The sequence below is a fragment of the Idiomarina baltica OS145 genome, from assembly GCF_000152885.1.
In the GTDB taxonomy this organism is placed as follows: Bacteria; Pseudomonadota; Gammaproteobacteria; order Enterobacterales; family Alteromonadaceae; genus Idiomarina; species Idiomarina baltica.
This window is the reverse complement of the sequence record NZ_CH672404.1, coordinates 246210-258701: the sequence shown is the minus strand read 5'-3', so window position 1 is coordinate 258701 and position 12492 is coordinate 246210. Positions and strand designations below refer to the sequence as shown.

Below are 12492 nucleotides of genomic sequence, written 5' to 3'. Positions count from 1 at the left end.
TATGCGGCGTCGCAATGGCAAGGTAAGGTAAAATAGCCTTGTTAATCTCAGGCTCACCCTCAAATACATCAAACACCAATGTCGGGCATTCGCCTTGCTCGCACCGCGCAATAACCGCATGGTTATCGATCACGGCACCTCGACACGCATTAATGAGTAGTTGACCAGAGTGCAATGACTGGAGCGCTTCAATATCAATGAGATGATGCGTTGGGTACAACCCCTTACGCGTTAACGGCACGTGTAAACTAATAATGTCCGAAGTCAGCACCCGCTGCCAATGTGAATGAGCTCGGCTATCACCTTGTTCTGCGAGCGGCGGATCATAGTAATGCACGTTCATGCCCAACGCCGCTAAGCGTTGACCGGCAGCCGTGCCGGTATGGCCCGCTCCGACAATAGCGACGTCCAAATCCAATACCTCGTCGAGCCGGTGTTGCTGTTGCAGTACCTTAAGCACCGCCGTAAGCACATACTCACCGACGGAGTCTGCATTGCAACCCGGTGCATTGGCCCACTGAATCGCACGCGCATCAAGCGCATCAATAGCTAAATGTTCTTTACCGATGGTTGCCGTCGCAACAAATTTTAGTTGTGGCGCTTGCTTTAATAACGCCGCGTCGACTTGCGTAATTGACCGAACCAACAACGCGTCGGCCGTTTCGAGTAGCTCGGGAGGGGGCGTTCGACCAACATAACATGTGAGGTGACCTACGTTGCCTAACAACTCAGGCAACGCAGGAATATTTTGGTCGGCAACGATGTGAATACGTTTAGACCGATTCAAAATAACTTAGTCTTGATATTCGCGCAGTACCAATGATGCATTGGTGCCACCAAAACCAAAGCTGTTAGACATCACAGTGCGTAACTTAGCTTCCGTGGGTTCGCGCACGATGTTCATACCCTCAGCAGCCTCATCTAAGTTATCAATATTGATACTCGGCGTCACAAAGCCATTTTTCATCATCAATAACGAGTAGATTGCCTCGTGTACACCTGCGGCCCCTAACGCGTGACCTGTCATTGCTTTAGTTGCGCTGATAAATGGCGTCTTCTCCGGGAACACCTCACGAATCGCCTCTAATTCCTTAACATCACCCACGGGCGTACTAGTACCGTGCGTGTTTAAGTAGTCGATTGGCGTGTCAACGGTTTCCATCGCCATCTTCATGCAGCGAATTGCGCCTTCACCCGACGGCGCTACCATATCGTAGCCATCAGATGTCGCACCATAGCCAACGATCTCGGCATAGATTGTTGCACCGCGAGCCTTCGCAGCCTCAAGTTCTTCAATGACCAAAATGCCGCCGCCACCTGCAGGGACAAAGCCATCACGATCGCGGTCATAGGTACGCGATGCTTTTTCTGGCGTATCATTGTATTTGGTGCTTAGAGCGCCCATCGCGTCAAATTCCATACCGAGCGTCCAGTGCAACTCTTCACCACCGCCAGCAAATACGCGATCTTGCTTGCCAAATTGAATTAGTTCTAATGCATGACCAATGCAGTGTGCCGATGTTGCACACGCAGAACTAATTGAGTAATTAATGCCTTTAATCTTAAATGGCGTTGCCAAACAAGCGGATGTGGTTGATGCCATGCATCGCGGAACCATGTAGGGTCCTACACGCTTAACACCACGCTCGCGAAGAATATCAGCAGCCGCCACTTGATGTTCACCTGACGCTCCGCCTGAACCCACTACGAGACCAGTACGCGGATTAGATACTTCCTCTTCGCTTAAGCCAGCGTCTTCAATCGCTTGTTGCATCGCAATATACGCATAGGCCGCTGAGTCACCCATGAAGCGTAAGGCTTTACGATCAATATGGTCTTTGACGTCTAACCGAACCGGGCCCCAAACTTGGCAACGCAACCCCATTTCAGCAAAGGATTCAGAACGCTCTATGCCCGACTTACCGGTACGTAGCGATTCAAGGACTTCTTTTTGATTGGTTCCGATACTCGATACAATACCGAGTCCGGTAATCACAGCTCTTCTCATTACTTGTTCCTGTATTGGCGATGGGCCGATAAATTAAAAATTTTCTTATGTTGTATGGTAACGAACAACGGGTCAACAGGTGGTCTGCTTTGTATAAAATTTTTTCTCTTTACCCCGCCTGTTGTCTTACCATCAAGTACAAAATCATCAACTATTGTTTACAAAGTTGTTATTATAGCGAGCATTGCGCAAGAATTCATGGTGTTCAGCATGTCAAATCATGCAAAAATCGATTTTAACGAGTCGGGCGTGCCCATCTCACAAACATTTGATGATATCTATTTCTCTATAGACAGCGGTATTGACGAAAGCCAATACGTTTTTCTTAAGCACAATGGTTTACCCGAACGTTGGGTCAGCTTGCCAGCTCAGTATGACTTTGTTGTGACAGAAACGGGCTTTGGGACAGGGCTAAACTTTTTGCTCACATGGCTCAACTATCGTCAACATGCTCGGTCCTGTACACGCTTACACTTTATCAGCGTTGAAAAGTACCCTCTTTCCAAGTCTCAGCTAGCACAAGCATTAGCCACACTACCCGCGGTCGCTGCTGTGGTCGAACCCTTACTCGAACAATATCCCGCAACAGAACCGGGTTGTCACCGTCTAGTTTTTGATCAAGGGCGGGTTGTGTTGGATTTGTGGATTGGCGATATTATCGAAACCCTAGCCGAGTGGCAGACAAGTCTGGCTCATCGAGTCGATGCTTGGTTTCTCGACGGCTTTGCGCCGGCAAAAAATCCAGCGATGTGGCAGTCGGCGCTATTCAACACCATGGCAAATTCGGCGCATCGAGATACCACTTTTGCGACATTTACCGCAGCGGGCTTGGTTAAGCGCGGGCTTAATGAAGCCGGTTTCCAGGTCAATAAAGTCAAAGGCTTTGGTCGTAAACGCGAAATGTTATGCGGTCACTTCCCGGGTCAGATAGTAAAAAGTAGCCGCTGTCGTGCACCCGTGACCTTGGTCGGTGGGGGCATTGCCAGCGCTTGCTTAGCGCGCGCTTTACATCAACGGCAAATCCCCTGTCGTGTCATAAGTCAGGGCTTAGCCGACGGCGCATCGGGTAACCCTCAAGGCGCAGTTTATCCGCTGCTGCACGCTGAACTCACACCGTTAACTCGGTTCTATTTGCAAGCCAGCTCGACCGCAATCAGTTATTACACACCTTGGCGTGATCGCTATTGGTTCGTTTCTGGTGTGATTCAACCGGCATTTAATGCCAGCCGCATCGATAGGATCGAGAAAATTACCGCATGCGATTATTCGTCCGCGACGGTCACGGCGCTCGCCAGCGAGCAGAGTTCGACGCTTGCTCAACTCCCCATCGAGCAACCGAGTTTACACTATCCTAATGCTGGCTGGTTAAATCCATCAAAACTGGTTCGGGCCATGTTCAACGAGTCGGATTCCGACTGGATGACCGACACCGTTGAACGCATTTTTCCAAGTAACTTAGACAGCCCCACACTAGCCTGGACACTGGTCGGTACTCGCGCCCGTTACTCGGCAGCGCGCGTCGTGATCGCATGCGGCCACGCCTCAGCGACACTCTTTGAGTCCAATCTGAAGATGATACCCGTAAAAGGTCAGATCTCGACTATTCGGGCGACCGCGGAAACAGAAGCATTGAACACGGTGCTTTGCTACAAGGGTTACATGGTACCGGCACAAAATGGCGAACACTGTATCGGTGCGACCTTTGAACGTGGCCAAACCGACCTAAATGCTTCAGTCGAGGCCGATACAGCGAACTGCGATTCGCTTGCGCGTTGCGCTCAGCAAACTTGGAGCCAACACCTTGAGGTCACAGGGCATCGTGTCAGTATAAGAGCCACGACACCCGATCACATGCCCGCAGCCGGTGCCCTAGACACGGGTCTTATGCTGTTGAGCGGACTTGGCTCACGCGGTTTAACCGCAGCACCCATCTTAGCAGAGTTGTTAGCCGAGCAACTCAGTGGCGGTGTGGTTCCGTTAACCAAAGACGCGCGATCGCGCTTGCAACCACAACGTCTGATTAAGTGAGTTAAACGCTACGAACCACGATGTCGAGCTGTTCAACTAAGTTATTCACATGCGTTTGGTCGGCCGGTGCAAGTTCATGCTTTGCCTGCTCGACCGCCGCTTTAAGGTTGGGAATGATCGCTTGGGCATCCGTTTCGTCGTTCATTTCCATGCGGGCAACGACTAGGTCAAAATGGCCACGGAGATAACCGCTCGCAAACAACTCATCATCGGAACCATCAACGTAAACCTGATCGAAGACACTTTCTAACTGCTCAATAACCGCATTAAACGACATCTAATCACCTTTTTTCATATTACTGAGACGTTATTTTAACGAGGTTTTTGCTACAATGCACCCATCGAAACTATCCAACGAGGTTGTTATGTCGTTGCAAATCGGCCTGTTTTATGGCTCAACTACCTGCTATACCGAAATTGCCGCTGAAAAAATTCAGCAAGCCATTGGCGAAGACATTGTCTCGATATTTGATATTAAAGACACGCCGCTAAAAGAAGCTGAACAGTTTGATATCCTCATTTTGGGTATATCGACATGGGACTTTGGCGAGCTTCAAGAAGACTGGGAAAGTCATTGGGACGATATTACGCCGCTCAACTTACAAGGCAAAATCGTTGCTCTTTATGGCATGGGCGACCAGCAAGGCTATACTGATTGGTTTCAGGATGCACTCGGCATGTTGCACGACGCCATTGCCGATAAAGACTGTAAGCGCATCGGCTTTTGGCCGAACCAAGGTTATGAATTTGCTGCGTCTAAGGCGCTCACCGAGGATCAGCAGTACTTCGTCGGATTATCACTTGACGAGGACACTCAGTACGACTTATCTGAAGAGCGCATCGAGCAATGGACAACACAAATTCTCGAAGAAATAGCTGAACAACTATAACAACAAGAAGGAAGCCAACATGCGAAACTTAATTCGCGTTGTATGGATTAGTATTGCGCTGCTGCAAACCAGCCTTGTAATCGCAGCGCCTGAACCGATGCCCCGTGTTGCTGAGTTCACACAATCAATGCAAAAAGCCGAGGGCTTTTTTGATTTCTATCATGATACCAATCGCGGTAAATACTATTTGTATGTGCCCAGCAACCAAGGTTCATTTATCTTCCAGACCAGTTTACCTTGGGGGCTCGGTTCAAATGATGTCGGCCTAGATCGAGGGCAGCTAGGACAAACACAACTTGCCCATTTTACCGTGCAAGGTCAACGGGTTTTGCTGGTTGCCGAAAATACGCAATATCGTGCCGACGATAAAAATCCAGCCGAACACGCCAGTGTCCAACAGGCATTCGCCGATAGCACACTGTTTGGCTTTAATGTGGTTGCCGCAAACGAGAGCGGTGTGCTCGTTGATTACACACCCTTTCTAATGACCGATGTTCATGGTGTGAGTGAGCGCTTGCAACAGACGGGGCAAGGCCAATACAGCATCGATAATGACCGCTCAGTTGTTTATCCCGCTCGGACTAAAAGCTTCCCGGACAATACCGAGTTCGAGGCAACGGTGACATTCGTCGGCAAGGGCAAGGGACGCTACGTTAATGCCATTTTACCCAATGCTGATGCGCTCACTTTACATTTGCACCACTCGTTTATTCGTTTACCGGATGATAACTATCGTCCTCGTCAATTTTCGCCCAACAGTGGCTTTTGGGCGCAAACCTATTACGACTATTCAGCGCCCTTAGGTGAGCCCATTGTTCAGCGCGTTATCCCACGCCACCGTCTAGCAAAAAAAGATCCCATTGCTTCGAGCAGTGAGGCACAACAGCCCATCACATACTACCTTGACCCCGGGGCGCCAGAACCCGTTAAGTCTGCCTTACTTGAGGGCGCGTCATGGTGGGCGCAAGCATTTGCTGCGGCCGGCTATGAAAATGCGTTTCAAGTGAAAATGTTACCGGCCGACGCAGATCCTATGGATGTCCGTTATAATGTGATTCAGTGGGTCCACCGTGCGACCCGCGGTTGGTCTTATGGTTCATCGGTTATCGATCCGCGCACCGGCGAAATTATCAAAGGCCATGTAACGCTCGGTTCGTTACGTGTGCGTCAAGATATGAAAATCGCTGAAGGGCTAATAGGTCCTTTCAATAAAGAAAATAGCGAACAACTAAAAGAAAAAATCGAGCAAATGGCACTGGCACGTATTCGCCAATTAAGCGCCCACGAAGTCGGACACACTCTCGGCATTGCCCATAATTTTGCCGCGAGCACTGAAAATCGCGCGTCTGTAATGGACTACCCTCACCCGCTTGTTACGCTGACAACCGAGGGCGTAATCAGTCTCAATGATGCTTATGATACAGGTATTGGCGAGTGGGATAAGCAAGTCATCGCCTATGGTTACAGCGATTTTGGTGGCATGCCCAGTGAGCGCGAGCAACTCGACCGAATTCTCAAAGAGAATCAATCCTTAGGCTTAACGTTTATCTCTGACCGCGACGCTCGCCCTACTGGCGGCGCACATCCTACCGCTCATTTATGGGATAATGGCAGTGATACAGTCACTGAACTCGAGCGGATCCTCAATGTACGTAAGCAAGTACTTGCTCAGTTTGGTCAACACCAACTCCCCGCGACTGAGGCGCTCAGCGACTTGCAAGAAGTATTTGTTCCTATTTACTTACTCCATCGCTACCAAACTGAAGCTGCGGCTAAATGGTTAGGGGGAGTCAATTATCGATACTATATCAATGACCATACGCCTAACGATTTTGCCGCGGTGAGTCCTGCATCACAGAAACGTGCTCTGAATCTGCTTATCGAGACGACACGTGCTGGCACAGTTCGCGTTCCGAAGCACATTCAGCAATTACTCGTTCCGCTCGCTTATGGCCACCAGGACAACCGTGAGCGCTTTGAGGGGCGCACAGGACTCATTCCAGATCCGGTAAGCATGGCTGCAAGTGCCTCTGGTTTTAGCTTGTCACTGATTTTAAATCCGGAACGACTTAACCGTCTGAGTCAACAACATGCTTCGAACTCTGACGTCCCATCACCTGTTGCGGTGGTCAATCAACTGTTCAGCACATTGATTAACGATTGGCAGTCACAACCCGAGGATCCTGTTAATCAACGTGTCTTAGTTACCGCCGCTAATGCGCTCGTGAACACCATGCAGGATGAAGTTGTCGCCCCCGAAGTTCGCCTTGCGTTACGCAAAGCGACCGTAAGGCTCACCAATAAGCTTAAAGGTCACAGTGTTGTCGAAGCGCTTGCTGAACAGCTCAACAATTACCTCACCGACGGAGAATGGCCTACAGGTTATGCGCCCGCGGCACTGCCTCCTGGTTCGCCAATTTAATCACTAAACGGATGAGCATAAAAAAACGGCGCATGAAAATGCGCCGTTTTTTAAACTCAGTCATTATTAACTATCGAAGTTAAATTCATCCAGCTCTTCTTTTGTTTTGCCGTGAGGCGTCGGTTGACGGGTCTCTGGATCAATGTGTACAAAGACAATATCATCAGCCGTACAAATATTTTGCTTAGTATGCTTATTACGAACCACACAAGTAATATTCAATGAAGTACGACCGGCTGACTTAACCTGTAAACCAAACTCAACCACATCGCCTTGAAACGCTGAGGTTTCGAAGGTAATAGCGCCAATGTGCTTGGTCACCAAACTCTTAGCACCAAGCTGGCAACTCGCAAAAATATAGGCTTCTTCATCAATCCACTCGAGGATACGACCACCGAATAGAGAACCTGCAAAATTGAGGTCATTGGGCATGACCAAACGGCGAGATAAAAAGCGCATAGCGACTCCTCAACAGTTTAAATTCGTTTCAGAGTCGCTAGTATAACCTATTATTGCTTCAACGTTTGTTGAAAAAAGTTGGCAATTAATTGGTAACGATGAATACGCGTATTCTTACCATTAAGCGAGTGCTTCTTACCCGGGTAATTCATCATTTGGAATGGCTGAGCATTATCCTGCAACTGCTTATAGAGCTTCGTACTGTGCGTAAATAACACGTTGTCATCGGCCATACCGTGATAAATCATCAAGTCACCGCTTAACCCGTCCGTATAAGGAAATACCGACGCTTTCTCATACGCATCACCCTGCTGTGGCATCCCCATATAACGCTCTGTATAATGCGTATCATACAAGCGCCAATCGGTTACCGGTGCACCAGAAACGCCGGCGGCAAAGTAGTCTGACGCCTTAAACATCGCCATTAACGTCATGTAGCCACCATAGCTGTGACCGTGAATTCCGATACGTTCAGGATCGACATAATCGAGCGTGCGTAAGAACTCAACACCACGAATTTGATCAGCGATTTCAGGCGTCCCCATATTCTTATAGATCGGTGCCTCAAACGCCTTACCCCGATTGAACGAACCTCGGTTATCAACACTAAATACGACATAGCCTTGCTGAGCCATGTATTGAACTAAGTAATTACCCCAGCCTTTAGTGACGACTTGAGCGCCCGGTCCACCGTAAACATAGACCATGACAGGGTATTGTTTGCTAGAATCAAAATTAGCAGGCTTGGTGAGCTGGTAATAGAGTGTTTGCCCATCTTCAGCTTCCAAGGTCCCAAATTCGGGATACAACCAATCCCGCCAATACGGCTTTAACGGATGTTGGTCGTCGATTTTGTTTTCTTTTAGCCAAGTCAGACGTTTACCGGTCGGACCATTTAAACTGATCTGCGGCGGCTGTTTATAAGACTCAAAAGTATCCACATACGAGCTTCCGTCGGCCGCAAACTGTATATGGTGCATCCCCTCTTGCTCGGTAATGCGACTCGGCGTTGCAGGTGATGTGGTATTTAGCTGATTGCGATACAAGTGCAGCTCAAGCGGTGACTTCTCGCGTCCAGTAAAATAAAACACCCCGGTTTTTTCATCAATGGCTGCAAGTTCATCGACCTGCCAGTCCCCCGAGGTTAATTGACGAATCAACCCACCATCAACACGATACAGGTAAAGGTGCTTGTAACCGCTGCGCTCTGATGCCCAAATAAAATGCTTGTTGTCATCAAGAAAATAGAGATCGTCGTTTAGATTAACCCAGCTATCGCTCGTTTCAGTTAAAATCACATTGTCGGCCGTATCATTCACATCAACCATATGCAGGTCGAGTCGTTGCTGGTCGCGACTTTGCCACTGATAACTGAAACGTTGACTGTCTTTGAGCCATTTAACACGTGCTAAGTAGCCGTCACCTAATTCGTCGAGTCCAAGCCATTTGATTCCAGATTCAAGGTTATCCGCACCACTGAAATCAACATCCACCACACCTAAGTCAATATCAACATTCGGTGTACCAGCAAACGGGTAGCGCTGCTCGATCATATCAATGTGATCAGCATAAATCTCACTCCGTACCGCGATATCAACGGGAGACTCGTCGACCCGTGTTAAGGCAATTTTACGTTCGTTCGGTGACCACCAATATCCGGTCATACGATCGATTTCTTCTTGCGCGACAAACTCTGCCATACCATATTTAATGGTGTCTTTGCCCGAGCGCGTGATTGCCTGTTCGGTACCCGTTTCCAAAGAGTAAACATACAGGTTTTGCTCACGGATATAAGAAACATAATGTCCTTGAGGCGACAACTTTGCGTCGGTTTCAAACGCTTCGGTATGAGTAATTTGGCGTGCCTTGCCAGTTTCAAGTGAATAGTAATAAACATCACCGGCTAACGGAAATAGCAACGCATCGGACTGTGCTGACCACTGATAACTCACAATGCCGGAGCCACTCAACCTTAAGCGTTCACGACGCGCCTTTTCCTCATCGGATAAGACTTCCTCACCGGCAAACACGTCATCCGCATTCACTAAACGCTGATGCTTTTCGGTGGCTAAATTGTAAGACCAAAGGTCATAATGACTGGCATCATCAGCACGACCTTTTAAGTAGGTCAAACGTTGACCGTCGGGTGAGAAACGCAGCGCTCGCATCGAGTCGCCGGAAAGTGATGGGGAGCTAAAAATTCGCTCAATAGATAGTTCTTTGCTTTCAACTTGTGGTTGCATCACCACTGAGGCCAGAATCACACTGGCTGATAATAATGAAAAACGCAGCATCATGGGTTCCCTGTTTTTTTTAACAGCGAGAGAATACCAAAGATGCTGCGTAATGTTCAGTCGATGCGTTCAATAAACAATGTTAAAAGGTCACTGACACACCAATTTTAAAGTTACGCCCTGCCATCGGTGCATCATCTTTTAAGAACGAACTATGCACACGACCCAATTGGTTGGTCAGATTCTCGCCCTTCAAATAAACCGTCGCACCATATTGTGCTAGCCAGTTCGGATAAAAGCTCGCGTGTGCATTGAGTAGACCAAAACCATCCGTCTCTGTCTCATTAGCGGCAATTTTATCCTGCGTTAAATAACGCGTATAACCAATCGCGCCGTCCCAATGAGTCGCTTGATAACGCACTTCAGTACCTACACGTTGCGCGGGGATGCGTGGCAAATCGCCACCATCGCGCAATTCCGCACGCGTATAGTCACTGAAACCATGGACCGACCACGCATCCGTTAATCGATAATCGGCCTCTAACTCGTAGCCGTAGAGGTTGACATCGGCTTGAGAAAATTGCACCACCATCAAGCCATCGCCATCATGCGCATGATCATGGTCGGCTTCGCCCGCATGCTCATCATGGTGCTCATCGGTGTGAATCGCGGTCGAGTTAATTCCAGTAAAACGCTCGTAAATAAAGTCGTCGACACGATTGTAGAAGACGTTCGCTTGCACGTGAACGCGGTCTGTTTCAAAGTGATAACCTACATCAATATTGTTGGACGTCTCGAGTTTGATGTCCGTGTTTTCTTGATGCAAATGGTATTCACCATTGCCTTCATCATGCAATTCGTAAAGCGTACCCAGTTCATAGGTGCGTGTAGCGAAATGTTCACCGTTGGAGAATACCTCAGTCGCGCTAGGCGCACGCTCTGAATGAGAGAGATTCACTGAAAATGAGCTTGCATCATCAATATGATACATGTAGCCCGCCGATAATGAGGTGGCATTAAACGTATTAAGCGCCAGCTCGGTGCTACTCAGATCGGTCCGCTCTTGGCGAATGCCCAAGTCGACATGATGATTGTCTATTTCACGCTCAACCACCCAGAAAACACCTTGGCTCCGACGCTTGGCATCTGGCGTAAAGGCTTCTTCACCACGCGCTGTTTTATCGGCCGAGTCCCACTGAAAACCAATAGCGCCACTCCAGCCTGCAATAGGCGCATGACGCGCGGTCAGTCGAACTTCTTTTTGTTGGTTTTTAAATTGGGTGCCTACGGTGTCGCCCTCAATTTCGCTATGTTGGTAATCAGTCAGCGCAGCGCGCATTTCAATCACCTCGAAACCGCTAAAGGGGTCACGGAGCTCACCGGCAATTTGCCAACGTTTCTGTTCTAAGTCGGCAAAAGGTCCTGCAGCCTCAGCGTGCGCCGGCTCTTCTTCTTGCCCAGCTTCGTCATGATGATGATGCTCATGGCCCGGAATTCCATATTCTTGATAAAGACCTTGATAAGAGATACCAAAATAACCGTTATCGAACTGATAAGAAGCACCTACAGTACCGCCTTTCGAATCAACAAAGCTATTTTCGACGTGGTCTAATACTTCGCCTTCATCATTGATAAAGTCAGGTGTATCGTAGTTATCCGACAAACGGCGATGAGCATCGACATAAAGCGCCCAGTCGCCATTACCCACCGTCATATCATATGAACCGCCACGGCCGTTGTTTACACTGTCGTAGTTCACATTAACACTGCCCTCAAGGCCATAGACGGGTGCCGAGGGGATACGTTCGTCGACTACATTCACCACGCCACCAATAGCACCACTACCGTAGAGTAAAGTCGCAGGCCCCCGTAAGACCTCAATTTGTTCCGCGGTGCTGGTTTCGGTCGTTACTGCATGATCGGGGCTACCTCGAGATACATCCCCGGTATCCAAACCATTCTGTGTCACTTTCACTCGCGGTCCACCGAGACCCCGAATAATTGGACTACCAGCGACGGTGGCAAAATGCGTGTTATTAATACCAGGCTCTAGTGCGAGCGTTTCACCCAGACTATGTGCTTGTTTAAGTTTTAATTCGTCACCAGAAATAATATTCACAGGTTGAGCGCTTTCAAGCGGTGTCTTATTCAACGGACTCGCTTGGATCACGAGAGTTTCGTCCACCTTATTTGAGCGACTATCTTCTTTCGATTGCTGTTGTGCTTGAGCGAGGGCACTGGCTGGCAAAGCAGCTAACACAGCAAGGGTGATTGCATTTAACGACTTCATAATTATACCTACTCTTATTGTTACTCAGGGAGAGCTCTAACCGGTTAATGTGATAATATAACATTACATGTCTGGTTTACGTTTTGCAACACTCTTGTTTGTTGACGTGGTAGTGATTCTGTATAACGTGGGGTACACTGTGGCTGATGTAACAACGAAGA

The 12492-nt window shown here is 48.6% G+C and carries 9 protein-coding genes; 3 read left to right on the top strand and 6 right to left on the bottom strand.

Features of this window, described 5'->3' with window-relative positions; all coding sequences use genetic code 11:
- The coding region (locus tag OS145_RS04880) for a 4-phosphoerythronate dehydrogenase (protein ID WP_006955110.1) at positions 1 to 787 on the bottom strand (787 nt) is incomplete at its 3' end.
- A gap of 6 nt (positions 788 to 793) precedes the next feature.
- Entirely contained in the window at positions 794 to 2008 is a 1215-nt protein-coding gene (gene fabB / locus OS145_RS04875) for a beta-ketoacyl-ACP synthase I (protein ID WP_006955109.1), read from the bottom strand.
- 210 nt (positions 2009 to 2218) lie between these two features.
- Between fabB and mnmC the strand changes: the two genes are divergently transcribed.
- Positions 2219 to 4036 carry a bifunctional tRNA (5-methylaminomethyl-2-thiouridine)(34)-methyltransferase MnmC2/FAD-dependent 5-carboxymethylaminomethyl-2-thiouridine(34) oxidoreductase MnmC1 gene (gene mnmC / locus OS145_RS04870; protein WP_006955108.1) on the top strand — a complete coding sequence of 606 codons (1818 nt, stop codon included), beginning with the start codon at positions 2219 to 2221 and terminating at the stop codon, positions 4034 to 4036.
- A gap of 1 nt (position 4037) precedes the next feature.
- Here the strand turns inward: mnmC and OS145_RS04865 are convergent, their stop codons facing one another.
- Positions 4038 to 4313 carry a YfcL family protein gene (locus tag OS145_RS04865; RefSeq protein ID WP_006955107.1) on the bottom strand — a complete coding sequence of 92 codons (276 nt, stop codon included), beginning with the start codon at positions 4311 to 4313 and terminating at the stop codon, positions 4038 to 4040.
- 88 nt (positions 4314 to 4401) lie between these two features.
- On the opposite strand from OS145_RS04865, the gene fldB reads away from it, so the two are divergent.
- Both fldB and OS145_RS04855 read left to right on the top strand, forming a co-directional pair.
- Positions 4402 to 4926 (top strand): flavodoxin FldB, encoded by a 525-nt coding sequence (gene fldB, locus OS145_RS04860; RefSeq protein WP_207328202.1) that lies wholly within the window; start codon positions 4402 to 4404, stop codon positions 4924 to 4926.
- Positions 4927 to 4945: 19 nt separating this feature from the next.
- Entirely contained in the window at positions 4946 to 7348 is a 2403-nt protein-coding gene (locus tag OS145_RS04855) for a zinc-dependent metalloprotease (protein ID WP_006955105.1), read from the top strand.
- A 66-nt stretch (positions 7349 to 7414) separates the two neighbouring features.
- On the opposite strand, the gene OS145_RS04850 is transcribed toward OS145_RS04855, so the two are convergent.
- From OS145_RS04850 to OS145_RS04840, 3 genes are all read right to left on the bottom strand, one after another.
- Positions 7415 to 7807: an acyl-CoA thioesterase gene (locus OS145_RS04850; RefSeq protein WP_006955104.1), complete on the bottom strand. Its 393-nt coding sequence runs from the start codon at positions 7805 to 7807 to the stop codon at positions 7415 to 7417.
- Positions 7808 to 7857: 50 nt separating this feature from the next.
- A complete protein-coding gene (locus OS145_RS04845) occupies positions 7858 to 10104 on the bottom strand; it encodes a S9 family peptidase (protein ID WP_083773235.1) in 2247 nt (748 codons plus the stop codon).
- A 79-nt stretch (positions 10105 to 10183) separates the two neighbouring features.
- Positions 10184 to 12331, bottom strand: a complete 2148-nt coding sequence (locus OS145_RS04840) for a TonB-dependent receptor (RefSeq protein ID WP_006955102.1) — start codon at positions 12329 to 12331, stop codon at positions 10184 to 10186.
- Between the last annotated feature and the right edge of the window lie 161 nt (positions 12332 to 12492).